Consider the following 26,272-nt stretch of genomic DNA (forward strand, 5'->3'; position numbering starts at 1 on the left):
CAAAAATAATAGTGCTTTTTTTCTGTCCTATTTTAAATCAACTCCTTGCAATACATTGCTAGCAAAGAGATGAAGTAAACGTATGTGTGTATATGGGCAAAATGTACCTTTTATTTTATAGTAAGTACAAAATAAAAAGAGGGGTGTTAGAAAGGTTGAGAAGCTTGTAGGAGCGAGAAACGAAAGCCCACACCCAAATTATGATATATACTATAGATGTTTTTGCAAAAACAAATTATTGAAAACGCTTTTATATATAACAGTAGAATCTAATAAAATGGAAACAGCGAACAAAAAAAGAACACCTTATGTATAGAATGATATTTTTAGTTTTAATGAGGTTAAAAACCTTGCTCACAAAAACAGAATCAAAATTTAGATAAATAAATAAAATAACACAACAAGAATATGAAGATAAAATTAAAAGAAGTAGAAGTAGAAATTGCTTGGTGGCAAGTAATGTTAATTATATTAGCTGTAGTCACAATAATGAAAATGAATCCAAATGAAGTGCTAGAATATTTAAAACCAATTATAGAAAAAATTAAGTTTAGTTAAAATGAGAAATTATATAACTCATATTTACAGACGTTCCGTATATGAGCCGTATATAAGCCGTATATGTTCCCACTAATCACGAGTACCAGTGTTCAATCAGTCCATAAAAAAAGCACCCTCAAAAGAGGATGCTTCCTTGGCAAAACAAGGGGTTTACAAATCAGAATACGTGTGTAACTTTCATTGTATTACCTTGCGATAATATATAATCTGTAGTGCCTACCTTTTGGTAAAACTCAATTCCTAAACAAGAAACTACACTTACTTCTGCATCTGTAACAGCTCCACCAGGAATCGTAGCCGTTAATGTGGTTGCAGTACTGTTCGCATCAAGCGCCTTTGTTGTGCTTGAAACTACCACACCTATACTGTTCTCATCTGGTACAGTAGGTTCATAAGTATTTACGCCATCATCATACACATAATCTGACACCAAACCAACAGCAGCTACTAATTTAAAATGCGTAGCACCTGCAGGCGCAACCACAAAATTAGCAGGTGTAAATGCAGCTATTGTATAAACCCGCATTATGCATTAGGAATAAACAAAAGGAGGACTTAAATTATTAATTTGGGAGAATAATCCGTCCATCCAAGGTCTTTTTTTAGTGTTCAAAGCAATCTTTAACACCTTTCTGTTAGCATGATTTACTGTCCAAGCTCCTAATGCAAAGCAATAGACTTTTAGGGTTTTTAAAGTTGCTCGATTATGATGATTTAAGGCAAAATGCCTAAACAAACTCATTAGGTTATAAGCCACCATAATGAATCTAAAGGAAGCCTCAGTTGCCCAAAAATTCTTTAAACAAAAGTTGTCCAATCCAAAGTCTTCTTTGAGTTCTTTGATTCTGTTTTCACAATCAGCTCTGGTGTTGTAGATATTCCAAACTTGGTCTAGGGGTAAATCTAGATTAGTTACATAGCAACTAAAACGATAACCAGGCAGATCATCAAAGAGTAATTTCCCTGCTGCTTTTGGACGATCTTCTACTTTCTTTTTTATGACAATATAGCGCCTTGACTTACCATCTGTATGGTTAAAAATCATCTCATTAAGCTCAATTCCTTTTGTGAGCTCTATCCAATTATCCAAACTCCAAACTGTATTTTTTATATTTGGATACATACGTGCTGCCATAATGTAATTGAGTTGTTTGCCTTCTAGATAATCTAATAAATCTTGTGTGTAAAAACCACTATCTGCACGAACTAAACCAACTCTTTTGTCCTTTAAAGCTTCATTGAAGGTTTCTTCCATAAACTCTTTACAGCTACTACTATCTGCTGTATTGCCTGGTCTTAACCAAGCATTGGCAACCATTCTGGTTTGGCTCACAAAGGCCATTAATGGGTGATGTGAGTTCCTGCCTTTTTTATTGGGATTATAACCTTTTGCGCTACCTTGTTGCTCTCCATATCTTGTAATAACTGTGCTATCAAAATCTATAGTTAAGTTGTCAACATCTAATTGCTTGAAAAACCAATGTTGCAACTTTGGAAATACTTCTGTATTGCGCTTTTGAGAAAACTTGCCAAAAAAACGACTATAGGTACTTTGTGAAGGCATACGATTCCATCCAAAAATTTCTTGCAATGCGCTATCATAACGTAACCAATCACAATGGATATAACGAGAGGCTCCTGTCCAAATACTCAACCAAAAAGCTTCAGTTATATGTGCAGGATTATAACCCGCATTAGAGCTTGGTTGAGGTAAATCTAATTGTGCTAGTTGTTCTCTAATTTCTGTTTGATCAATAAAACGCTTCATTAAGCTCATCCCTCCAAAAGGGGTGACTTTCTTACTTGAATACTCTATAGGGAGATTAACCATTTGGGTTATGTGTTAAATTCACTGTAAAGCTAATAATCGTAATCGTTTATACAAAATTTTAAATCATCTATTGCATAATTCAGGATAAACAACTTCATTACGGTCTGCGTTAATCGTTGCAGTATAAGGAGCAGTAAACACCGTTGATAAACTTGACTTACGATTTAAATCCAAACCAGTTAAGAGCTCTTTATTGGCAGAAAGTGTAATGGGTCTTTTACCTCTGACACCTACACCCTTTAGGTTAATGGTTTTAAAAATCTTGGTTAACTGGGAAGCCAATCTACTGCCACCCATTACTTGAAGTACACCACTCAAGGCGGTTCTTAATGCTTTACCTACTTTGGCTGAACCACCAAACTCGGCATTGTTCTCTCTGGTACGTTTGAAATTAGGGTCTGTTTGGATACGTTCCTTGGAAGGTCCTCCAGCCATCCTAGCTAGATACTCACCATTAGAAGTGTAAAAAGATACGCCCCCAATGTTCCCTACTAATTTAATTAATCCTTTTTGCTTGCTCATAATAAAAAGATTTATGTTCTGTAAAACATACAGAACTGGTTAAACAATAAATGCAAGCTTGGTGGTTGAAAACAATCTGATTAGTAGACAAGTGTTAACGTCTTGTTTTATAGAGAACTACAATAATGATGCAAAACGTATAAACAAAATGTTAAAGTTTGTTTGTTGGACAAAACAGAAATAATTATCTTTATGCTGTGATGGTGTAGAAAGGACGTTCATAAAAAACAATTTTTAGTGAAAAAGCTAATAGAAATAAGGGAATACCAGTAGAAAAAATGCGTAAGTGTGTTAGGTTATGTGTATCAATATAAAGATCAAGTTAACAACGTAAGGCTCTCGTATTCAGATAGTAATAATGATGGTATTATACAGCCTGCTACTGAAATATTAAGAGAATCAAATTTCTACCCCTTCGGATTAGAGCATCGTGGATATAATAACACTATTATTGGTGCTAAAAATAATTTGAAACATTATCAAGGTCAAGAGTTCACAGAAGATTTAGGATTAAATACTCACGAGTGGAAATATCGTGTAAGTGACCCTGCAATTGGTAGATTTTGGCAAGTAGACCCATTAGCTGAAGAATACAATTATCAATCTCCATATAATTTTTCCGAAAATAGAGTAATTGATTCTTATGAATTAGAAGGTTTAGAAAAAGTTTCTATACATACTGCCAGTTTTGCTCCTTTTAAGACATTTGGTGGTCCTTATAAAGGTGATGGGGCTAATAGGAAGTTTACTACTAATCCAAGTTCAAGTTCGAGAATATCAGGTAGAGTTAATGTGAGGGCTACAAGTACTGGAATTAGTGATCGTGGTTCTTCTGCAACAGGTTCTATGTCTCATAATATTTTAACAGGTAATTCATCATATTCTGATGCAAGTATTGAGCATAGTATGTCTAATAACGTAAGTGGTGTAAGAGATGATGGAAAAGTTTCTGCAGAAGTAGGATTTCATTTAAGTGGTAATAATAGTCTTGTACCTGGTTCTCCAGATATAGATACTAAAGGTTCTATGACAATTACAAGTCAACAATTAGGAGATAAAGGAAGTGTTATTAGTTTTTCTGGAAAAATAACTGGAGATAAATTCCCTTCAAATGAAACTTTTATAACAGATTCTAATGGAGTTGGTGTCTTTCTAGGTGTTTCTGGAGCAGATGGTAACCCTCTTATTTCATTACCAGGTAATGGTAATGAAACTATGTCTACATTTAATATTAGTGTTAATTTTAATACTGATGGTGGTATAACTGGTGTTACTTATAATAAGAAAAATTACACAGTAGCCGAATGGAATAAACAATTCACAAAATTAGATCCAAAGGATGGTAATGTATCTACTAATAATAACTAATAAATTTAATAATGAAAGTTATAGCAACAATTTGGTATTATCTTTTTCCTATTCTTTTGATAGTAACACTCATAGTTATTTTAATCAGAAATTCTATTAAGATAAAACACGGTTTTAAATTATTTAGCAAAGTGTTTCTTTCTTTGATTTTAGGCTCATATATATACTATGTAATCTCGCTATTAATAAGTAGTAATAATAAAATTAATAATTATTTTACAGACTTTATAGCGATTAATAAAAGTTTTTATTTTTGGGTATATTATATTGCTTTTGTTTTTTTATTGATTAGTATTATATCAGTAATTTTTTATAATTTAACTTACAGAAAAACAAACCTTAATAAAAATTAAGATAATTAAAAGTTAATAATAAACTACAACCACCTTTAATGAGGTGGTTTTTTTATGGTTATTACTCAATATCTTTAAGAACGTTTTTAAGAGTAGATTTAAACTTACGTTTAGAAATAAAAGCATCAAGGATAGTAAAGATAGTTTTTTGTTCCTCTTTGGTAAGCGTATCAATTAAGGTAACACGTTCAATAAGTGTTTTATTAAGTGAGTTAATTTCTTTTAAATCGTTAGCATCCGTAAAAAGTTCAGCCATAGTAACACCCAAAGCTTTAGCAATCTTCTCCACAGTAGAAATAGAAGGGTCAGTTTTACCATTTTCAATTCTGCTATATTGGGCAGCTCCCATACTAATGGCAGAAATCACTTCTTTTTGAGAAAGTCCTTTAGCTTCTCTCATTCGTTTAATGTTATCACTAATCATAATAGTATTGCTTAATGCGATAACAAATCTACGTTTTGCAGCTTTATTTATCAATTTATTATATTTTTATTGAATTATATTTGCTTAATAAGGCAAATATAAATAATTTTGTTCTATTGATAAATAAGGCAAAAAATAATTTATATGTTAGACACTAACAACACCAATAACTATAGTTACACTACAAAATATTTAGAAATACACATTTTAGGCGGTATTAGAACTAATAAATTAGAAAGTCTACGCGTAACTCTATCAATCCAAAAGGTAAAACAACATAACATATTACGTCAAAGTATAGATTTATATAATGATAATCAAGTAGAGAAATTTATAAGAAAAGTAGCAGAACGATTAGAAATAGGTACAAGTGTTATTAGAAAAACATTACAGGAACTCACACACGAGTTAGAGAACTACAGATTTTTATTAATAGAAAAAGAACAAGAAGCCTACAAACCATTTTACAAAGAATTATCAGCTGTAGAAGAAAAAGAAGCTATTAGCTTTTTAAGAAAGGGAAAATTGCTAGAGAGAACCAACGAGTACATCAACAAGAGCGGCGTAATTGGCGAAGTCAATAACCGCCTTTTGATGTACTTAATTTTTACAAGTAGAAAAACAAACAATCCATTACACTGTATTAGTTTAGGAAGTTCTGGAACAGGAAAAACACATTTACAAAGTAAGATTGCAGAACTCATTCCAGAAGAAGACAAAGTAGAAATCACAGTATTATCCGCCAACGCATTTTATTATTTTAATAGAACAGAACTACAACACAAACTTATTTTAATAGAAGATTTAGACGGCGCATTATCAGTACTCTATCCATTAAGAGAATTACAATCCAAGAAAAGAATTACCAAAACAGTTGTACATAAAGATGCGCAAGGCAATACAAAAACCATCCATTTAACAGTAGAAGGTCCAGTAAGTGTAGCAGGTTGTACTACACAAGAGAGCATTTACGAGGATAACAGTAATAGAAGTTTTTTACTGTACATAGATGAAAGTCAAGAACAAGATAATCGAATAATGAATTATCAGAGATTAGCAACCTCAGGTAAATTAGATGAACAATCAGAATACAAATCCAAAGAAATTTTAAAGAATGTACAGCGAGTATTAAAACCTATAAAAGTCATCAATCCTTTTGCAGAATATTTAGAGCTTCCTCAATTAGTTTTTAAACCAAGACGTACAAACTCACACTACTTGCAATTTATAAACGCCATTACATTCTATAAGCAATATCAAAGAGAGAAGAAATATAATAAAGATACTGGAGAAGAATATATAGAAACTACCATAGAAGATATTGAAGAAGCCAATGAATTAATCACAGAAGTATTATTACGAAAATCTGATACCATTACAGGAGCAACAAGAAACCACCTAGAAAACTTAAAAAAGTATTTACAAGAAAATAAGCAAACTACGTTTACCAGTTCAGAAATCAGAAGAAATTTAAGAGTAAAAGAAACTACATTAAGAAGATACAACAAACAATTATTAGCAGAGAGTTATATTAAAAAAGTAAAAGGTAAAAAAGGGCAATTGTATCATTATGAAATTATTGACATAAACGAATATAAAGAACTTAAAAATCAGATAGACAAAGCATTACACGATTGTATTGCTAATATCAACCTCGCTACTTCGTCATAAGTTCGCCACTATAAAAATGGCGAAGTTAAATAACTGGTTAAAAGAAATTTAATTCTACCTCGCCACCAAACTCTAAAAAAGGTTAAGAGATGAAAAAATTAAAGTTAAAAAATAGTAGTTATAAAGCATTGGTAATTAATTACAAAGAATGGTTAGACATATTAGGTTTTACAGAAAAGAGTGTTTATAGTTATCCACGATTTTTACAAGAGTTTTTTTATTATTTAGAACAACATCATATTAATAGTGTAGAAAATATTACAAGAACCATAGTTAAAGAATATTACAAAGAATTACAACAAAGACCCAATCAAAAACGAAGTGGTGCATTAAGTAAAAGTTCTCTAAACTCACATCAAAATGCGTTGCGAAAATTTAAAGAATACCTACAAAAACATAGTGCAAAAAATATAGCTATCCATTTAAAACCAGAACGTATAAATCGATTAGAAATTATTAATATCCTCACACAAGAAGAAGCAAAAGAACTCTTTAAAGCAACCCAATTTAGCAGTCCATTTACACACATACAACAAAGAGATAAAGCAATGTTAGTATTATTATATAGTTGTGGTTTACGCAGAAATGAAGCAGTACAATTAAATATCAAAGATGTGCTTTTTGATAAAGAAATTCTACACGTTAGAAAAGGAAAAAATTATAAAGAAAGATTAGTACCTATCAATTTATACAACTTGGAAATACTAGAAGAATATATTTATGATGCAAGAATACAGTTTAAAGATTATAGAGAAAGTGAAGCCTTATTAATAGGAAATTACGGAACACGTTTAGAAGGAAATACATTAGCAAGTAGATTAAGAGCAATTGTAAAAGCAACGAACAATCAAGAAATTATTGACAAGCGTATCTCTCCTCATAGATTACGTCATTCTATTGCGACACATTTTTTAGAAGCAGGTATGAACATTGAAGATATCAAACAATTTTTAGGTCATAGTCATTTAGAAACAACACAAATTTATACGCATTTAGTAAAGAAATTATGAGTTATAAAGAATACTTACAAAAAGAACAACACAGTACAATTAGCATACAGCGTTATGTTTGGAGATTAACCGATTATAAAAATTGGTGTAAAAACAGCAATTACAATCCACAATTAATAGACTATAAAACTTTACTACAATACATCAAATATCTACAAGCCAAAAACTGGAAACCAGAAAGTGTAAACAATCAAATACGAGGCATCAAATATTATTACGATTATTTAATAGCAAAAAACATAAGAATAGACAATCCTGCTGAAGATGTGAAAGTAAAACGAACAAGAATTAAAGTATTAGCAAATCTATTATCCACAGACGAATTAGAAGATTTATATTACAGTTATGAAACCGAAAATATTAACGATTTTTATTTTACAGCAACAGCTAAAAGAAATAAAGTAATTACAGGTTTAATTGTTTATCAAGCTTTAAATAATGGCACATTAGCAAAATTGCAAGTAGATGATTTACAGTTATACAAAGGTAAAATAGATGTTCCAAGTACCAAAAGAAGCAACCCAAGAACCTTACTATTAAAACCTTGGCAAGTGATAGAATTAATGGAATATATTAATGAATATAGACCCAAAATACAACAACATATAAAACTATATAACGATACTTTATTCCCTCTAAATACCAATCAATTTAATACAATATTGAACAGTATTATAAAAAAGTTAAAACAGATTAATTACAAAGTAGAAAACTTACAACAACTACGAGCAAGTGTGATTACAGATTGGTTAACAAAGCATAATATTAGAGAAGTACAACAAATGTGTGGTCATAAATATATTGGATCTACAGAAAGATATCAGCAAGATAATTTAGAAAATTTACAAGAAGCTATTACAAAGTTCCATCCAATAAATTAAAGATAACAAAGCTTCGCTTGTTCGTTCCTCACAAGCTCGCTAAAAATCCAGTAGGAATGGAAAGAATCCCCACAAAACAAAATCCATATTTTTACAGAAAAAGTAAAAAACCTCTGTCTTTTGTTTTGTTCCGCTCGCCACCACTTCTATAGTTTTTATGTCACAGTTTTTGAAAGCCAACGCTAAATACAGCACTTTGTAAGTTGCTCGTTCCTCACAATCACAAAAAGCTGTTATCCACGCTAAACCCCAAAAACTCCGCCATAAAAACTATCCCAAGCTATCTTTACATAATTGGCATTATAAAACTGCCTACATCAGCCACCACATCACCAAAGCCGTTGTTATAATGTAAATTATGTAAAATATCCGCTCTGCCCACGCTTTTTGCCACCACTTCTGCCAATGCCTCACTACAGCCAACGCCTTCGCACTACGACATCTTTAATTTTTACTACGTAAGCCCACGCTCCGAATTTGCATAAAAAAACTTCACAAAATCCTCACGTAGTCCAAGTGTTCCTACGCTCACATCTTTGCTCGTTTTTGTATACAACTCGTTCCTTGTTGTGAAGAACAAGTCATTTTAAAAACATAGGATTCTCTGCCACATCATCCGCCCCCAAATCCTATGTTTTTAAAACGTAAACCGATTGATGAAAACACTATCGTGTGAAACTACGGAAACTGGTCAGCTTATTTTTTAAATAAATAAAAAGTGTGTAGTTCCTTTGTTTACAGGAGAAAAACAGCCAAAAATAATAGTGCTTTTTTTCTGTCCTATTTTAAATCAACTCCTTGCAATACATTGCTAGCAAAGAGATGAAGTAAACGTATGTGTGTATATGGGCAAAATGTACCTTTTATTTTATAGTAAGTACAAAATAAAAAGAGGGGTGTTAGAAAGGTTGAGAAGCTTGTAGGAGCGAGAAACGAAAGCCCACACCCAAATTATGATATATACTATAGATGTTTTTGCAAAAACAAATTATTGAAAACGCTTTTATATATAACAGTAGAATCTAATAAAATGGAAACAGCGAACAAAAAAAGAACACCTTATGTATAGAATGATATTTTTAGTTTTAATGAGGTTAAAAACCTTGCTCACAAAAACAGAATCAAAATTTAGATAAATAAATAAAATAACACAACAAGAATATGAAGATAAAATTAAAAGAAGTAGAAGTAGAAATTGCTTGGTGGCAAGTAATGTTAATTATATTAGCTGTAGTCACAATAATGAAAATGAATCCAAATGAAGTGCTAGAATATTTAAAACCAATTATAGAAAAAATTAAGTTTAGTTAAAATGAGAAATTATATAACTCATATTTACAGACGTTCCGTATATGAGCCGTATATAAGCCGTATATGTTCCCACTAATCACGAGTACCAGTGTTCAATCAGTCCATAAAAAAGCACCCTCAAAAGAGGATGCTTCCTTGGCAAAACAAGGGGTTTACAAATCAGAATACGTGTGTAACTTTCATTGTATTACCTTGCGATAATATATAATCTGTAGTGCCTACCTTTTGGTAAAACTCAATTCCTAAACAAGAAACTACACTTACTTCTGCATCTGTAACAGCTCCACCAGGAATCGTAGCCGTTAATGTGGTTGCAGTACTGTTCGCATCAAGCGCCTTTGTTGTGCTTGAAACTACCACACCTATTACTGTTCTCATCTGGTACAGTAGGTTCATAAGTATTTACGCCATCATCATACACATAATCTGACACCAAACCAACAGCAGCTTACTAATTTAAAATGCGTAGCACCTGCAGGCGCAACCACAAAATAGCAGGTGTAAATGCAGCTATTGTATAAACCCGCATTATGCATTAGGAATAAAACAAAAAGGAGGACTTAAATTATTAATTTGGGAGAATAATCCGTCCATCCAAGGTCTTTTTTTAGTGTTCAAAGCAATCTTTAACACCTTTCTGTTAGCATGATTTACTGTCCAAGCTCCTAATGCAAAGCAATAGACTTTTAGGGTTTTTAAAGTTGCTCGATTATGATGATTTAAGGCAAAATGCCTAAACAAACTCATTAGGTTATAAGCCACCATAATGAATCTAAAGGAAGCCTCAGTTGCCCAAAAATTCTTTAAACAAAAGTTGTCCAATCCAAAGTCTTCTTTGAGTTCTTTGATTCTGTTTTCACAATCAGCTCTGGTGTTGTAGATATTCCAAACTTGGTCTAGGGGTAAATCTAGATTAGTTACATAGCAACTAAAACGATAACCAGGCAGATCATCAAAGAGTAATTTCCCTGCTGCTTTTGGACGATCTTCTACTTTCTTTTTTATGACAATATAGCGCCTTGACTTACCATCTGTATGGTTAAAAATCATCTCATTAAGCTCAATTCCTTTTGTGAGCTCTATCCAATTATCCAAACTCCAAACTGTATTTTTTATATTTGGATACATACGTGCTGCCATAATGTAATTGAGTTGTTTGCCTTCTAGATAATCTAATAAATCTTGTGTGTAAAAACCACTATCTGCACGAACTAAACCAACTCTTTTGTCCTTTAAAGCTTCATTGAAGGTTTCTTCCATAAACTCTTTACAGCTACTACTATCTTGCTGTATTGCCTGGTCTTAACCAAGCATTGGCAACCATTCTGGTTTGGTCACAAAGGCCATTAATGGGTGATGTGTAGTTCCTGCCTTTTTTATTGGGATTATAACCTTTTGCGCTACCTTGTTGCTCTCCATATCTTGTAATAACTGTGCTATCAAATCTATAGTAAGTTGTCAACATCTAATTGCTTGAAAAACAATGTTGCAACTTTGGAAATAACTTCTGTATTGCGCTTTTGAGAAAACCTTGCCAAAAAAACGACTATAGGTACTTTGTGAAGGCATACTATTCCATCCAAAATTTCTTGCAATGCGCTATCATACGGAACCAATCACAATGGATATAAACGAGAGGCTCCTGTCCAAATACTCAACCAAAAAGCTTCAGTTATATGTGCAGGATTATAACCCGCATTAGAGCTTGGTTGAGGTAAATCTAAATTGTGCTAGTTGTTCTCTAATTTCTGTTTGATCAATAAAACGCTTCATTAAGCTCATCCCTCCAAAAGGGGTGACTTTCTTACTTGAATACTCTATAGGGAGAATTAACCATTTGGGTTATGTGTTAAATTCACTGTAAAGCTAATAATCGTAATCGTTTATACAAAATTTTTAAATCATCTATTGCATAATTCAGGATAAACAACTTCATTACGGTCTGCGTTAATCGTTGCAGTATAAGGAGCAGTAAACACCGTTGATAAACTTGACTTACGATTTAAATTCCACAACCAGTTAAGAGCTCTTTATTGGCAGAAAGTGTAATGGGTCTTTTACCTCTGACACCTACACCCTTTAGGTTAATGGTTTTAAAAATCTTGGTTAACTGGGAAGCCAATCTACTGCCACCCATTACTTGAAGTACACCACTCAAGGCGGTTCTTAATGCTTTACCTACTTTGGCTGAACCACCAAACTCGGCATTGTTCTCTCTGGTACGTTTGAAATTAGGGTCTGTTTGGATACGTTCCTTGGAAGGTCCTCCAGCCATCCTAGCTAGATACTCACCATTAGAAGTGTAAAAAGATACGCCCCCAATGTTCCCTACTAATTTAATTAATCCTTTTTGCTTGCTCATAATAAAAAGATTTATGTTCTGTAAAACATACAGAACTGGTTAAACAATAAATGCAAGCTTGGTGGTTGAAAAACAATCTGATTAGTAGACAAGTGTTAACGTCTTGTTTTATAGAGAACTACAATAATGATGCAAAACGTATAAACAAAATGTTAAAGTTTGTTTGTTGGACAAAACAGAAATAATTATCTTTATGCTGTGATGGTGTAGAAAGGACGTTCATAAAAAACAATTTTTAGTGAAAAGCTAATAGAAATAAGGGAATACCAGTAGAAAAAATGCGTAAGTGTGTTAGGTTATGTGTATCAATATAAAGATCAAGTTAACAACGTAAGGCTCTCGTATTCAGATAGTAATAATGATGGTATTATACAGCCTGCTACTGAAATATTAAGAGAATCAAATTTCTACCCCTTCGGATTAGAGCATCGTGGATATAATAACACTATTATTGGTGCTAAAAATAATTTGAAACATTATCAAGGTCAAGAGTTCACAGAAGATTTAGGATTAAATACTCACGAGTGGAAATATCGTGTAAGTGACCCTGCAATTGGTAGATTTTGGCAAGTAGACCCATTAGCTGAAGAATACAATTATCAATCTCCATATAATTTTTCCGAAAATAGAGTAATTGATTCTTATGAATTAGAAGGTTTAGAAAAAGTTTCTATACATACTGCCAGTTTTGCTCCTTTTAAGACATTTGGTGGTCCTTATAAAGGTGATGGGGCTAATAGGAAGTTTACTACTAATCCAAGTTCAAGTTCGAGAATATCAGGTAGAGTTAATGTGAGGGCTACAAGTACTGGAATTAGTGATCGTGGTTCTTCTGCAACAGGTTCTATGTCTCATAATATTTTAACAGGTAATTCATCATATTCTGATGCAAGTATTGAGCATAGTATGTCTAATAACGTAAGTGGTGTAAGAGATGATGGAAAAGTTTCTGCAGAAGTAGGATTTCATTTAAGTGGTAATAATAGTCTTGTACCTGGTTCTCCAGATATAGATACTAAAGGTTCTATGACAATTACAAGTCAACAATTAGGAGATAAAGGAAGTGTTATTAGTTTTTCTGGAAAAATAACTGGAGATAAATTCCCTTCAAATGAAACTTTTATAACAGATTCTAATGGAGTTGGTGTCTTTCTAGGTGTTTCTGGAGCAGATGGTAACCCTCTTATTTCATTACCAGGTAATGGTAATGAAACTATGTCTACATTTAATATTAGTGTTAATTTTAATACTGATGGTGGTATAACTGGTGTTACTTATAATAAGAAAAATTACACAGTAGCCGAATGGAATAAACAATTCACAAAATTAGATCCAAAGGATGGTAATGTATCTACTAATAATAACTAATAAATTTAATAATGAAAGTTATAGCAACAATTTGGTATTATCTTTTTCCTATTCTTTTGATAGTAACACTCATAGTTATTTTAATCAGAAATTCTATTAAGATAAAACACGGTTTTAAATTATTTAGCAAAGTGTTTCTTTCTTTGATTTTAGGCTCATATATATACTATGTAATCTCGCTATTAATAAGTAGTAATAATAAAATTAATAATTATTTTACAGACTTTATAGCGATTAATAAAAGTTTTTATTTTTGGGTATATTATATTGCTTTTGTTTTTTTATTGATTAGTATTATATCAGTAATTTTTTATAATTTAACTTACAGAAAAACAAACCTTAATAAAAATTAAGATAATTAAAAGTTAATAATAAACTACAACCACCTTTAATGAGGTGGTTTTTTTATGGTTATTACTCAATATCTTTAAGAACGTTTTTAAGAGTAGATTTAAACTTACGTTTAGAAATAAAAGCATCAAGGATAGTAAAGATAGTTTTTTGTTCCTCTTTGGTAAGCGTATCAATTAAGGTAACACGTTCAATAAGTGTTTTATTAAGTGAGTTAATTTCTTTTAAATCGTTAGCATCCGTAAAAAGTTCAGCCATAGTAACACCCAAAGCTTTAGCAATCTTCTCCACAGTAGAAATAGAAGGGTCAGTTTTACCATTTTCAATTCTGCTATATTGGGCAGCTCCCATACTAATGGCAGAAATCACTTCTTTTTGAGAAAGTCCTTTAGCTTCTCTCATTCGTTTAATGTTATCACTAATCATAATAGTATTGCTTAATGCGATAACAAATCTACGTTTTGCAGCTTTATTTATCAATTTATTATATTTTTATTGAATTATATTTGCTTAATAAGGCAAATATAAATAATTTTGTTCTATTGATAAATAAGGCAAAAAATAATTTATATGTTAGACACTAACAACACCAATAACTATAGTTACACTACAAAATATTTAGAAATACACATTTTAGGCGGTATTAGAACTAATAAATTAGAAAGTCTACGCGTAACTCTATCAATCCAAAAGGTAAAACAACATAACATATTACGTCAAAGTATAGATTTATATAATGATAATCAAGTAGAGAAATTTATAAGAAAAGTAGCAGAACGATTAGAAATAGGTACAAGTGTTATTAGAAAAACATTACAGGAACTCACACACGAGTTAGAGAACTACAGATTTTTATTAATAGAAAAAGAACAAGAAGCCTACAAACCATTTTACAAAGAATTATCAGCTGTAGAAGAAAAAGAAGCTATTAGCTTTTTAAGAAAGGGAAAATTGCTAGAGAGAACCAACGAGTACATCAACAAGAGCGGCGTAATTGGCGAAGTCAATAACCGCCTTTTGATGTACTTAATTTTTACAAGTAGAAAAACAAACAATCCATTACACTGTATTAGTTTAGGAAGTTCTGGAACAGGAAAAACACATTTACAAAGTAAGATTGCAGAACTCATTCCAGAAGAAGACAAAGTAGAAATCACAGTATTATCCGCCAACGCATTTTATTATTTTAATAGAACAGAACTACAACACAAACTTATTTTAATAGAAGATTTAGACGGCGCATTATCAGTACTCTATCCATTAAGAGAATTACAATCCAAGAAAAGAATTACCAAAACAGTTGTACATAAAGATGCGCAAGGCAATACAAAAACCATCCATTTAACAGTAGAAGGTCCAGTAAGTGTAGCAGGTTGTACTACACAAGAGAGCATTTACGAGGATAACAGTAATAGAAGTTTTTTACTGTACATAGATGAAAGTCAAGAACAAGATAATCGAATAATGAATTATCAGAGATTAGCAACCTCAGGTAAATTAGATGAACAATCAGAATACAAATCCAAAGAAATTTTAAAGAATGTACAGCGAGTATTAAAACCTATAAAAGTCATCAATCCTTTTGCAGAATATTTAGAGCTTCCTCAATTAGTTTTTAAACCAAGACGTACAAACTCACACTACTTGCAATTTATAAACGCCATTACATTCTATAAGCAATATCAAAGAGAGAAGAAATATAATAAAGATACTGGAGAAGAATATATAGAAACTACCATAGAAGATATTGAAGAAGCCAATGAATTAATCACAGAAGTATTATTACGAAAATCTGATACCATTACAGGAGCAACAAGAAACCACCTAGAAAACTTAAAAAAGTATTTACAAGAAAATAAGCAAACTACGTTTACCAGTTCAGAAATCAGAAGAAATTTAAGAGTAAAAGAAACTACATTAAGAAGATACAACAAACAATTATTAGCAGAGAGTTATATTAAAAAAGTAAAAGGTAAAAAAGGGCAATTGTATCATTATGAAATTATTGACATAAACGAATATAAAGAACTTAAAAATCAGATAGACAAAGCATTACACGATTGTATTGCTAATATCAACCTCGCTACTTCGTCATAAGTTCGCCACTATAAAAATGGCGAAGTTAAATAACTGGTTAAAAGAAATTTAATTCTACCTCGCCACCAAACTCTAAAAAAGGTTAAGAGATGAAAAAATTAAAGTTAAAAAATAGTAGTTATAAAGCATTGGTAATTAATTACAAAGAATGGTTAGACATATTAGGTTTTACAGAAAAGAGTGTTTATAGTTATCCACGATTTTTACAAGAGTTTTTTTATTATTTAGAACAACATCATATTAATAGTGTAGAAAATATTACAAGAACCATAGTTAAAGAATATTACAAAGAATTACAACAAAGACCCAATCAAAAACGAAGTGGTGCATTAAGTAAAAGTTCTCTAAACTCACATCAAAATGCGTTGCGAAAATTTAAAGAATACCTACAAAAACATAGTGCAAAAAATATAGCTATCCATTTAAAACCAGAACGTATAAATCGATTAGAAATTATTAATATCCTCACACAAGAAGAAGCAAAAGAACTCTTTAAAGCAACCCAATTTAGCAGTCCATTTACACACATACAACAAAGAGATAAAGCAATGTTAGTATTATTATATAGTTGTGGTTTACGCAGAAATGAAGCAGTACAATTAAATATCAAAGATGTGCTTTTTGATAAAGAAATTCTACACGTTAGAAAAGGAAAAAATTATAAAGAAAGATTAGTACCTATCAATTTATACAACTTGGAAATACTAGAAGAATATATTTATGATGCAAGAATACAGTTTAAAGATTATAGAGAAAGTGAAGCCTTATTAATAGGAAATTACGGAACACGTTTAGAAGGAAATACATTAGCAAGTAGATTAAGAGCAATTGTAAAAGCAACGAACAATCAAGAAATTATTGACAAGCGTATCTCTCCTCATAGATTACGTCATTCTATTGCGACACATTTTTTAGAAGCAGGTATGAACATTGAAGATATCAAACAATTTTTAGGTCATAGTCATTTAGAAACAACACAAATTTATACGCATTTAGTAAAGAAATTATGAGTTATAAAGAATACTTACAAAAAGAACAACACAGTACAATTAGCATACAGCGTTATGTTTGGAGATTAACCGATTATAAAAATTGGTGTAAAAACAGCAATTACAATCCACAATTAATAGACTATAAAACTTTACTACAATACATCAAATATCTACAAGCCAAAAACTGGAAACCAGAAAGTGTAAACAATCAAATACGAGGCATCAAATATTATTACGATTATTTAATAGCAAAAAACATAAGAATAGACAATCCTGCTGAAGATGTGAAAGTAAAACGAACAAGAATTAAAGTATTAGCAAATCTATTATCCACAGACGAATTAGAAGATTTATATTACAGTTATGAAACCGAAAATATTAACGATTTTTATTTTACAGCAACAGCTAAAAGAAATAAAGTAATTACAGGTTTAATTGTTTATCAAGCTTTAAATAATGGCACATTAGCAAAATTGCAAGTAGATGATTTACAGTTATACAAAGGTAAAATAGATGTTCCAAGTACCAAAAGAAGCAACCCAAGAACCTTACTATTAAAACCTTGGCAAGTGATAGAATTAATGGAATATATTAATGAATATAGACCCAAAATACAACAACATATAAAACTATATAACGATACTTTATTCCCTCTAAATACCAATCAATTTAATACAATATTGAACAGTATTATAAAAAAGTTAAAACAGATTAATTACAAAGTAGAAAACTTACAACAACTACGAGCAAGTGTGATTACAGATTGGTTAACAAAGCATAATATTAGAGAAGTACAACAAATGTGTGGTCATAAATATATTGGATCTACAGAAAGATATCAGCAAGATAATTTAGAAAATTTACAAGAAGCTATTACAAAGTTCCATCCAATAAATTAAAGATAACAAAGCTTCGCTTGTTCGTTCCTCACAAGCTCGCTAAAAATCCAGTAGGAATGGAAAGAATCCCCACAAAACAAAATCCATATTTTTACAGAAAAAGTAAAAAACCTCTGTCTTTTGTTTTGTTCCGCTCGCCACCACTTCTATAGTTTTTATGTCACAGTTTTTGAAAGCCAACGCTAAATACAGCACTTTGTAAGTTGCTCGTTCCTCACAATCACAAAAAGCTGTTATCCACGCTAAACCCCAAAAACTCCGCCATAAAAACTATCCCAAGCTATCTTTACATAATTGGCATTATAAAACTGCCTACATCAGCCACCACATCACCAAAGCCGTTGTTATAATGTAAATTATGTAAAATATCCGCTCTGCCCACGCTTTTTGCCACCACTTCTGCCAATGCCTCACTACAGCCAACGCCTTCGCACTACGACATCTTTAATTTTTACTACGTAAGCCCACGCTCCGAATTTGCATAAAAAAACTTCACAAAATCCTCACGTAGTCCAAGTGTTCCTACGCTCACATCTTTGCTCGTTTTTGTATACAACTCGTTCCTTGTTGTGAAGAACAAGTCATTTTAAAAACATAGGATTCTCTGCCACATCATCCGCCCCCAAATCCTATGTTTTTAAAACGTAAACCGATTGATGAAAACACTATCGTGTGAAACTACGGAAACTGGTCAGCTTATTTTTTAAATAAATAAAAAGTGTGTAGTTCCTTTGTTTACAGGAGAAAAACAGCCAAAAATAATAGTGCTTTTTTTCTGTCCTATTTTAAATCAACTCCTTGCAATACATTGCTAGCAAAGAGATGAAGTAAACGTATGTGTGTATATGGGCAAAATGTACCTTTTATTTTATAGTAAGTACAAAATAAAAAGAGGGGTGTTAGAAAGGTTGAGAAGCTTGTAGGAGCGAGAAACGAAAGCCCACACCCAAATTATGATATATACTATAGATGTTTTTGCAAAAACAAATTATTGAAAACGCTTTTATATATAACAGTAGAATCTAATAAAATGGAAACAGCGAACAAAAAAAGAACACCTTATGTATAGAATGATATTTTTAGTTTTAATGAGGTTAAAAACCTTGCTCACAAAAACAGAATCAAAATTTAGATAAATAAATAAAATAACACAACAAGAATATGAAGATAAAATTAAAAGAAGTAGAAGTAGAAATTGCTTGGTGGCAAGTAATGTTAATTATATTAGCTGTAGTCACAATAATGAAAATGAATCCAAATGAAGTGCTAGAATATTTAAAACCAATTATAGAAAAAATTAAGTTTAGTTAAAATGAGAAATTATATAACTCATATTTACAGACGTTCCGTATATGAGCCGTATATAAGCCGTATATGTTCCCACTAATCACGAGTACCAGTGTTCAATCAGTCCATAAAAAAAGCACCCTCAAAAGAGGATGCTTCCTTGGCAAAACAAGGGGTTTACAAATCAGAATACGTGTGTAACTTTCATTGTATTACCTTGCGATAATATATAATCTGTAGTGCCTACCTTTTGGTAAAACTCAATTCCTAAACAAGAAACTACACTTACTTCTGCATCTGTAACAGCTCCACCAGGAATCGTAGCCGTTAATGTGGTTGCAGTACTGTTCGCATCAAGCGCCTTTGTTGTGCTTGAAACTACCACACCTATACTGTTCTCATCTGGTACAGTAGGTTCATAAGTATTTACGCCATCATCATACACATAATCTGACACCAAACCAACAGCAGCTACTAATTTAAAATGCGTAGCACCTGCAGGCGCAACCACAAAATTAGCAGGTGTAAATGCAGCTATTGTATAAACAACTTCATTACGGTCTGCGTTAATCGTTGCAGTATAAGGAGCAGTAAACACCGTTGATAAACTTGACTTACGATTTAAATCCAAACCAGTTAAGAGCTCTTTATTGGCAGAAAGTGTAATGGGTCTTTTACCTCTGACACCTACACCCTTTAGGTTAATGGTTTTAAAAATCTTGGTTAACTGGGAAGCCAATCTACTGCCACCCATTACTTGAAGTACACCACTCAAGGCGGTTCTTAATGCTTTACCTACTTTGGCTGAACCACCAAACTCGGCATTGTTCTCTCTGGTACGTTTGAAATTAGGGTCTGTTTGGATACGTTCCTTGGAAGGTCCTCCAGCCATCCTAGCTAGATACTCACCATTAGAAGTGTAAAAAGATACGCCCCCAATGTTCCCTACTAATTTAATTAATCCTTTTTGCTTGCTCATAATAAAAAGATTTATGTTCTGTAAAACATACAGAACTGGTTAAACAATAAATGCAAGCTTGGTGGTTGAAAACAATCTGATTAGTAGACAAGTGTTAACGTCTTGTTTTATAGAGAACTACAATAATGATGCAAAACGTATAAACAAAATGTTAAAGTTTGTTTGTTGGACAAAACAGAAATAATTATCTTTATGCTGTGATGGTGTAGAAAGGACGTTCATAAAAAACAATTTTTAGTGAAAAAGCTAATAGAAATAAGGGAATACCAGTAGAAAAAATGCGTAAGTGTGTTAGGTTATGTATATCAATATAAAGATCATTTAGGAAACGTTAGATTGTCTTATAGTGATGCTAACAAAAATGGTAGTATTACTCAATCTGAAATTATAGAAGAAAGTAACTACTATCCTTTCGGCTTAAAACATAAAGGGTATAATAACGTAACTTCGTCGAATGGAAATTCTACGGCGCAGAAGTTTAAGTATAATGGCAAGGAATTTGAAGAATCTTTAGGGCTAAATTTATATGAAATGGATGTAAGAAGCTATGACCCCGCTATTGGTAGATTCACTTCTATAGACCCTCTTACCCATTACGATTTTTCAACATATACTGCTTTTGATAATAATCCAATATTTTGGGCTGACCCAAGTGGAGCTGATAGTTGGACTTATATAAGTAATGGTAATTACAGAAATAATCAAACAGGTGAAACTTCAGATGATTGGCAAAGAGCTATATCAGAAACTCAATCCCATTTTGAAAACTGGATTCCTGATGGAAATGGAGGATTTATAGCAGAAAAAGGGGATGGTGCAGAAACTTTAGCTCAAGATACTGGTATTTCAAGAAAAAAAGCATATTCCTTAATGGAGAGTCAAGGATATGGAACTTATGTAGATTCTGATGGTGTTACTAAATCACGAATTAATCCTAATCAAGTTGTTCAAGTTGACGATTTAACTCAAGAATTAAACAATGTTTTAATAAGTACAAATTCAGATGCTATGTTAATTTATGGTAATACTTGGACTAGTGGAGCACCTCAATTTTCATCAAATGGTCAAGCATATCAATTTGATGTTGCTGATTTAAAAGTAGCTATTGCAATCTTAACTAGTGAGGGAAATAGTGTTCTTAAACAAGTAATTCGTAAAAGGCTACAAAGTGGGTTAAATGGAAGTCCTACACCTTTGTCTAAAAAAACTTATTATCTATGGTATGGACATACTGTTGGTAATTTGAAATTGACAGACTCATATATTATGATGGCAGATATGGTCACAAGTTTTAGTAACCCTAATTCGTCTAAATCTAGAAGTTTCAGTCCTGGCGTCACTCAAAGAACAACACCTACAATTGTAGTAAAAGGTGTTAGTAGAAAAATTCATACTGGACCAAGAGGTGGAAAATATTATATTAATTCAAACGGAAATAAATCATATATTAAAAAATAATTTATGAAAAATTCTAAAAAATTAATGGGGCTTTATATTATCCTTAATGTTTTGTTTTCATGTACCAAAGATAAAAAGGTATTAAGAACTATCGGAACAAGAATTGATAGTACAAAAATGATTCATTGGGGTAAAGGATTTTATAAAACAAGAATTTACTATAATTTCACCTATAGTGGTAAGAATTATAAATGTTCATATAAAAGCAACAAACTTACAAGGTCACACGATTATATTTATTCTAAAGGAGATTCTATTTTAATTAGTTTCCCTATTTCTAATCCTAAAGATTCGAAAGTTTTAAAAAAAATATTTGACTAAATTAACTAAATAAAGATAAATTTATGTTGGTGATAATTAATATAATAATATGAGAAATAAATTAATTCAACTTTTTCTTTTTTTTTCTTTTTATTGTCTTTTTGGGCAAAAAATCACAATGTTTAATAAATCTAATTCTGAACTAACTGATGATAAAATTTGGTCTATTGCTGTTGACAAAAAAGGTAATAAATGGTTGGGAACATCAAACTCTGGTATAGTTAAGTATAATGGAGGTACTTTTTCTGTTTTTAATAAATCTAATTCATTAGTAATAGGAGAACAAGTTTCACCTATTTTTGTCGACTCAAAAAATAATATTTGGATTAGTTTTTCAAATCCAGAAGGCCTTGTTAAGTATGATGGAGAAAAGTGGATTAGCTTTTCATCAGAAGAAATAAAACTATCTAAGCTTTCAATAATTGATATTGCAGAAGACAAAGCTGGGAACCTTTATTTTGGAGGTGCCAGTGGTTTGACAAAATTTGATGGAAATAAATGGCAAAAAGTTCCGCTACCAAAAGGTAAAAATTATACAATAAGAGCAATTGATATTAATTCTAATAACACTATTGCAGTTGGTCATAATAAAGGTCTTTTAATCCAAAAAGATGATAAGTGGACTTCTTTTACAGAAAGAAACTCAGAATTACAATCATACGTGCGTTCATTAAAATATGTTGGAAACGATTTATACATAGGTTATGGAGGTAATTTAAAAGGTGGATTTTCTAAAGTTAGAAATGATGAATGGACCCATATTAATAAAGAAAATTCTGATTTACCAGATAATATGATTCGTGATATTGAAATTGATGCTAAAGGGAATTTTTGGATGGCATCTAACAATGGTCTTATTAAAATAAGTAAAAATAAAATTACTCCAATACATTTCAGGAATAAAGGAGATGCAATTTTGGATATAACAATTGAAGGTAATGTTGTTTGGGTAGCTACTCTTTTTGGTTTTTTTGAACTTGATAAAATGAGTGATATCAAAGAATAGAGTACTGGGCACTCGCTACTTTAAACCACGACAAAAGGGTTCCAACATTGGAATAACCAGTAATGACAAGGTTTTAGAAAAATAAAATTAATCATAGTATAAACAAGGATATTCATAAATGGATATCCTTTTTTTATTTTCAAAAATGTACGAAAATTCGTTATGTTCGTTAAAAACGATTTTAGGATTTCGAGTTTTAAGACTCATTTTTAAGAGTTACATCCAAGAGCAATTTTACAATCATTGAATTGTTGATTGACTAAGACTCTATTTTTTCTAGCTTCTTGTATTTTCTCTTTAAAGTGGTTTTTATCAGGAATTTTTCCGTTTACAACTTCAAAAGGTGTTAATCCGAATAAATCAGTTGGATATCTATGATGATTATAATATTCCACAAAACGTGCTAAATCTTTTAAATGAGATTTCTCATTGAGAGAATATTTTCCGTGTAAAAATTCAGTTTTATAGGCGCTTTCATAAAACAACGCATCCCTTGTTTTTACGAGGGATTTGTTGTATTTTGTAGCTATAATAAACCCCGAAAATGGCCAATATAGGCAAAAAACGGGGTTTTAATTTCGACAATTATGAAAGTACGAAGAATTTCTGAAATGCAACACCGCATTTCAATTTTTTCCCCTCAGCGAGAATTATGATGCTCATTATGCGCGATTTTTAGAGGGAGATTTAGGTAAAATCTACTCTGCAATTCCTTGGAATGATTTAGTTAGCTCTTTTGGTATTTCTGAACAATCAAAAGGGAGAAACTATCTTTTTAGTCCTAAAGGAAGACTAGGTTTAATGTTTTTAAAACATTATGCTAATTGTTCAGATAGAAAATTGATTGAGCAACTAAACTCGAATTTAGACTATCAATTTTTCTGTGATATAGAACTAGGTTTTGAACGTTTAACAAACTATAAAATAGTGAGCCAAATACGTTGTGAATTAGCAGAGAAACTCGATATTAATTCCATAGAAAAAATTCTATTCAACTCTTGGAAAAACGAAATTGAAAACCCCAATCAAATTGTAATGGATGCTACTTGTTATGAAAGTGAAGTTCGTTACCCTAGCATCCAAAAATTACTTTGGGAGTCGGTTCATTGGTTGTACAATCAATTACGTAAAACCTGCTCTATATTAGGGGTTAAAATGATTAGAAGTAAATATATCAAGTGGAAAAAACGTTATCAAGGATTTAGTAAAATGCGAAGAAAAACCAAGTCGAAACGTATTTCATTAACCCGAGGTTTACTCAATCTGTTAAGTAAATTTATCAACTTTGAAAAAGAGTTGTCAGAAAATCACAATATTGAGTTTATAGCTTTGTATTATAAGCGAATAAATACAATTCAAAGGATTTACAAACAACAAAAAGATCATTTTGATACAGGAGAAAAAATCAAAGATAGAATTGTAAGCATTCAAAAGGATTATATTCGTCCTATTGTTCGAGGAAAGGAAGTAAAACCTGTTGAATTTGGAGCAAAAGTTAACAAAGTTCAAATTGATGGAATTAGCTTTATCGAACATATTAACTTTAATGCATTTCATGAAGGAAATCGTTTTATTCAAACAGTCCAAAAAGCACAAGGATTAACTCGAAAAAAAGTAAAAATAGCTGGAGCAGATAAAATTTATGCCACCAATAAAAATAGAAAACACTGTAGTTCTAAGAACATAGAAACAGACTTTATCCCCAAGGGAAAAAAGCCGAAAAATCATAAAGAAAAAAAGCAACTTAGAGCTATTATCGCAAAAGAAAGAGCTACAAGATTAGAAGGTTCTTTTGGAAAGGATAAAGAATATTATCACTTACGAAAAATAAAAGCCAAAACTAAAAAGAATGAAATTCTATGGATATTCTTTGGAATACACACAGGGAATGCTCTTGAAATTGGCCGAAGAAAAATAGCTAAAACAGCACAACAAGTAGTCTAAATTTGAAGCATTGAATATAGTTTTATGGGAGAGGTATGTCTTGTTGGGAAGTTTTTAAGAAACTGAACACTTAAAACAGCTTTAAAACAAAAATTGAGGGTAGAATTTAAATAATTCTGCCCGCAATTTTAGCTGCATTTTTAAAAATAACCTATTTTCTGAATGTGCCTTTATAAATGCTATGGGTACTTTCAGACATCGAGTTCGAAAAAGGGAAGTCTTTGGTTTGTGCTGTTATTTTGGTAAATATTGGTGGTGCTTGAATATTATTTATCCAAGAAAGTAGTTCGCCTTTATTTTCAATACCACCATCAGATAAGATGTTAATGGGTCTTACAACATTGAACAAATTGTATTTAGAAAAAGTTTCAGCAAATAGGTTTTTGATAAATTTACTTCCTGCTCTTCCGTTGGTAGAACTATAATGTAAAATTCCTTTAGAAAAATTATCTTTTACAAAAGCTACTTTTTGAACACCATCTTCTATTGTATTTACAATGGTAATATCCACATGCAACCACTCAAAAACTCTTGAGGCTCTTAAACCTTTTTTTGTTTCGTATCTAAATCGTTTTACTTTTATATACCCAAGAGCAGAGGCATACTTGTTAAATGTAGATTTGCCACAAAAGATCAAACCATTTCGTAAAGCGTGATAATATAAGGTCACTTTTGTTTTACCATAGTTTGCAGAATCAATCACCAAATTTTCAATATTAGAAATTTCTTTTACTGTTAATTGATTCGGATGCTGACGATAGTATTTTTGAAACGGACTTATATTACAAACGATTTTTCTTTTCTGACTGTAATACCAATCTTTAGAGATTCCATAATATTTACAAGCAGTTTTTATATTCACATTAGCTAAAGATTTCATCTTTTCGATGGATGAAATAATTTTGTCAGCGTGTAATTTTAATAACTGTTTGTTGTTAGAAAACTCTTGTAACATATTTAGATAACCTTTTCGAGTTTCTATTAAAAAACGTAAAGATTTAAAGAGAAAAGCAGAAGCAAAAACAGCTTTTATATCTTCAAATTGATGGATATAATTTTTAGCCCATTCGTTTCCATAATAGTTTTTATGGCAAAATTTATTCCAATTAAACTTTGTTGTTTTTGGGATTTGAGCAATTTGTTTGGCATCCAACATTCCACTTGCATAAAGTAGAATTATCAATGGGTGATAATTTCTTTTGTACATTTTCTCATAGCTTTTTCAGAAGCTAAAATAGAAAAATGTTTGAACAATTTTAATTATAACCAAAAACCA

27 protein-coding genes are annotated in these 26,272 nt (G+C 31.3%); 15 read left to right on the top strand and 12 right to left on the bottom strand.

Annotated features, from left to right (window positions below):
• Window positions 1-408: 408 nt before the first annotated feature.
• Window positions 409-558, top strand: coding sequence for a hypothetical protein (locus J3359_RS09235; protein ID WP_208076637.1), 150 nt, complete (start codon window positions 409-411; stop codon window positions 556-558).
• 160 nt (window positions 559-718) lie between these two features.
• On the opposite strand, the gene J3359_RS09240 is transcribed toward J3359_RS09235, so the two are convergent.
• The 3 genes from J3359_RS09240 to J3359_RS09250 form a co-directional block, all read right to left on the bottom strand.
• Window positions 719-1,087, bottom strand: a complete 369-nt coding sequence (locus J3359_RS09240) for a hypothetical protein (RefSeq protein WP_208076638.1) — start codon at window positions 1,085-1,087, stop codon at window positions 719-721.
• 6 nt (window positions 1,088-1,093) lie between these two features.
• Window positions 1,094-2,392 (bottom strand): IS1380 family transposase, encoded by a 1,299-nt coding sequence (locus tag J3359_RS09245; RefSeq protein ID WP_208076639.1) that lies wholly within the window; start codon window positions 2,390-2,392, stop codon window positions 1,094-1,096.
• A 63-nt stretch (window positions 2,393-2,455) separates the two neighbouring features.
• Complete coding sequence (locus tag J3359_RS09250; RefSeq protein ID WP_208076640.1) at window positions 2,456-2,827, bottom strand: hypothetical protein; 372 nt, start codon at window positions 2,825-2,827, stop codon at window positions 2,456-2,458.
• A gap of 375 nt (window positions 2,828-3,202) precedes the next feature.
• Here J3359_RS09250 and J3359_RS09255 point away from each other — a divergent pair, with 375 nt between their 5' ends.
• A complete protein-coding gene (locus J3359_RS09255) occupies window positions 3,203-4,282 on the top strand; it encodes an RHS repeat-associated core domain-containing protein (RefSeq protein ID WP_208076641.1) in 1,080 nt (359 codons plus the stop codon).
• A gap of 414 nt (window positions 4,283-4,696) precedes the next feature.
• Here the strand turns inward: J3359_RS09255 and J3359_RS09260 are convergent, their stop codons facing one another.
• Window positions 4,697-5,113, bottom strand: a complete 417-nt coding sequence (locus J3359_RS09260) for a helix-turn-helix domain-containing protein (protein WP_208076642.1) — start codon at window positions 5,111-5,113, stop codon at window positions 4,697-4,699.
• A gap of 90 nt (window positions 5,114-5,203) precedes the next feature.
• Between J3359_RS09260 and J3359_RS09265 the strand changes: the two genes are divergently transcribed.
• The 4 genes from J3359_RS09265 to J3359_RS09280 all read left to right on the top strand — a co-directional run bounded on the left by J3359_RS09265 (window position 5,204) and on the right by J3359_RS09280 (window position 9,932).
• The gene (locus J3359_RS09265) at window positions 5,204-6,730 is read left to right on the top strand and encodes an MTBMA_p00010-related P-loop-containing protein (protein WP_243765889.1); all 1,527 of its coding nucleotides are present in this window, start codon (window positions 5,204-5,206) and stop codon (window positions 6,728-6,730) included.
• Between the two features lie 89 nt (window positions 6,731-6,819).
• Window positions 6,820-7,740, top strand: coding sequence for a tyrosine-type recombinase/integrase (locus J3359_RS09270; RefSeq protein ID WP_208076635.1), 921 nt, complete (start codon window positions 6,820-6,822; stop codon window positions 7,738-7,740).
• Window positions 7,737-8,621 (top strand): tyrosine-type recombinase/integrase, encoded by an 885-nt coding sequence (locus J3359_RS09275; protein ID WP_208076636.1) that lies wholly within the window; start codon window positions 7,737-7,739, stop codon window positions 8,619-8,621. Before J3359_RS09270 ends, J3359_RS09275 begins: the two co-directional genes overlap by 4 nt.
• Window positions 8,622-9,782: 1,161 nt before the next feature.
• A complete protein-coding gene (locus J3359_RS09280) occupies window positions 9,783-9,932 on the top strand; it encodes a hypothetical protein (protein ID WP_208076637.1) in 150 nt (49 codons plus the stop codon).
• A gap of 159 nt (window positions 9,933-10,091) precedes the next feature.
• Here J3359_RS09280 and J3359_RS09285 read toward each other — a convergent pair whose 3' ends face one another.
• From J3359_RS09285 to J3359_RS09300, 4 genes are all read right to left on the bottom strand, one after another.
• Window positions 10,092-10,310 (bottom strand): hypothetical protein, encoded by a 219-nt coding sequence (locus J3359_RS09285; RefSeq protein ID WP_208076643.1) that lies wholly within the window; start codon window positions 10,308-10,310, stop codon window positions 10,092-10,094.
• 150 nt (window positions 10,311-10,460) lie between these two features.
• Window positions 10,461-11,192: a transposase gene (locus J3359_RS09290; RefSeq protein ID WP_208076644.1), complete on the bottom strand. Its 732-nt coding sequence runs from the start codon at window positions 11,190-11,192 to the stop codon at window positions 10,461-10,463.
• A gap of 19 nt (window positions 11,193-11,211) precedes the next feature.
• On the bottom strand, window positions 11,212-11,394 hold the full coding sequence (locus J3359_RS09295) for a hypothetical protein (protein WP_208076645.1): 183 nt from the start codon (window positions 11,392-11,394) through the stop codon (window positions 11,212-11,214).
• Window positions 11,395-11,934: 540 nt separating this feature from the next.
• Complete coding sequence (locus J3359_RS09300) at window positions 11,935-12,294, bottom strand: hypothetical protein (protein WP_208076646.1); 360 nt, start codon at window positions 12,292-12,294, stop codon at window positions 11,935-11,937.
• A gap of 288 nt (window positions 12,295-12,582) precedes the next feature.
• Between J3359_RS09300 and J3359_RS09305 the strand changes: the two genes are divergently transcribed.
• Complete coding sequence (locus J3359_RS09305) at window positions 12,583-13,662, top strand: RHS repeat-associated core domain-containing protein (RefSeq protein WP_208076641.1); 1,080 nt, start codon at window positions 12,583-12,585, stop codon at window positions 13,660-13,662.
• Between the two features lie 414 nt (window positions 13,663-14,076).
• Here the strand turns inward: J3359_RS09305 and J3359_RS09310 are convergent, their stop codons facing one another.
• Window positions 14,077-14,493 carry a helix-turn-helix domain-containing protein gene (locus J3359_RS09310; RefSeq protein WP_208076642.1) on the bottom strand — a complete coding sequence of 139 codons (417 nt, stop codon included), beginning with the start codon at window positions 14,491-14,493 and terminating at the stop codon, window positions 14,077-14,079.
• A gap of 90 nt (window positions 14,494-14,583) precedes the next feature.
• On the opposite strand from J3359_RS09310, the gene J3359_RS09315 reads away from it, so the two are divergent.
• The 4 genes from J3359_RS09315 to J3359_RS09330 all read left to right on the top strand — a co-directional run bounded on the left by J3359_RS09315 (window position 14,584) and on the right by J3359_RS09330 (window position 19,312).
• A complete protein-coding gene (locus J3359_RS09315) occupies window positions 14,584-16,110 on the top strand; it encodes an MTBMA_p00010-related P-loop-containing protein (protein ID WP_243765889.1) in 1,527 nt (508 codons plus the stop codon).
• 89 nt (window positions 16,111-16,199) lie between these two features.
• Window positions 16,200-17,120 (top strand): tyrosine-type recombinase/integrase, encoded by a 921-nt coding sequence (locus tag J3359_RS09320; RefSeq protein ID WP_208076635.1) that lies wholly within the window; start codon window positions 16,200-16,202, stop codon window positions 17,118-17,120.
• Window positions 17,117-18,001, top strand: coding sequence for a tyrosine-type recombinase/integrase (locus J3359_RS09325; protein WP_208076636.1), 885 nt, complete (start codon window positions 17,117-17,119; stop codon window positions 17,999-18,001). Before J3359_RS09320 ends, J3359_RS09325 begins: the two co-directional genes overlap by 4 nt.
• A gap of 1,161 nt (window positions 18,002-19,162) precedes the next feature.
• A complete protein-coding gene (locus J3359_RS09330) occupies window positions 19,163-19,312 on the top strand; it encodes a hypothetical protein (protein WP_208076637.1) in 150 nt (49 codons plus the stop codon).
• Between the two features lie 160 nt (window positions 19,313-19,472).
• On the opposite strand, the gene J3359_RS09335 is transcribed toward J3359_RS09330, so the two are convergent.
• Window positions 19,473-20,267, bottom strand: coding sequence for a hypothetical protein (locus tag J3359_RS09335; RefSeq protein WP_208076647.1), 795 nt, complete (start codon window positions 20,265-20,267; stop codon window positions 19,473-19,475).
• Between the two features lie 288 nt (window positions 20,268-20,555).
• On the opposite strand from J3359_RS09335, the gene J3359_RS09340 reads away from it, so the two are divergent.
• The 3 genes from J3359_RS09340 (at window position 20,556) to J3359_RS09350 (ending at window position 23,052) form a co-directional block, all read left to right on the top strand.
• A complete protein-coding gene (locus tag J3359_RS09340) occupies window positions 20,556-21,725 on the top strand; it encodes an RHS repeat-associated core domain-containing protein (protein ID WP_208076648.1) in 1,170 nt (389 codons plus the stop codon).
• A 3-nt stretch (window positions 21,726-21,728) separates the two neighbouring features.
• Window positions 21,729-22,046, top strand: a complete 318-nt coding sequence (locus J3359_RS09345) for a hypothetical protein (protein WP_208076649.1) — start codon at window positions 21,729-21,731, stop codon at window positions 22,044-22,046.
• Window positions 22,047-22,164: 118 nt separating this feature from the next.
• A complete protein-coding gene (locus J3359_RS09350; RefSeq protein WP_208076650.1) occupies window positions 22,165-23,052 on the top strand; it encodes a two-component regulator propeller domain-containing protein in 888 nt (295 codons plus the stop codon).
• 209 nt (window positions 23,053-23,261) lie between these two features.
• Here J3359_RS09350 and J3359_RS09355 read toward each other — a convergent pair whose 3' ends face one another.
• Window positions 23,262-23,537, bottom strand: a complete 276-nt coding sequence (locus J3359_RS09355; RefSeq protein WP_208076651.1) for a hypothetical protein — start codon at window positions 23,535-23,537, stop codon at window positions 23,262-23,264.
• Window positions 23,538-23,748: 211 nt separating this feature from the next.
• Here J3359_RS09355 and J3359_RS09360 point away from each other — a divergent pair, with 211 nt between their 5' ends.
• Window positions 23,749-24,996: a transposase gene (locus J3359_RS09360; RefSeq protein ID WP_496559661.1), complete on the top strand. Its 1,248-nt coding sequence runs from the start codon at window positions 23,749-23,751 to the stop codon at window positions 24,994-24,996.
• A 151-nt stretch (window positions 24,997-25,147) separates the two neighbouring features.
• Here J3359_RS09360 and J3359_RS09365 read toward each other — a convergent pair whose 3' ends face one another.
• Window positions 25,148-26,203, bottom strand: coding sequence for a hypothetical protein (locus J3359_RS09365; protein WP_208076653.1), 1,056 nt, complete (start codon window positions 26,201-26,203; stop codon window positions 25,148-25,150).
• Window positions 26,204-26,272 lie beyond the last annotated feature (69 nt).

It is taken from the genome of Polaribacter cellanae, from assembly GCF_017569185.1.
Lineage (GTDB): Bacteria > Bacteroidota > Bacteroidia > Flavobacteriales > Flavobacteriaceae > Polaribacter > Polaribacter cellanae.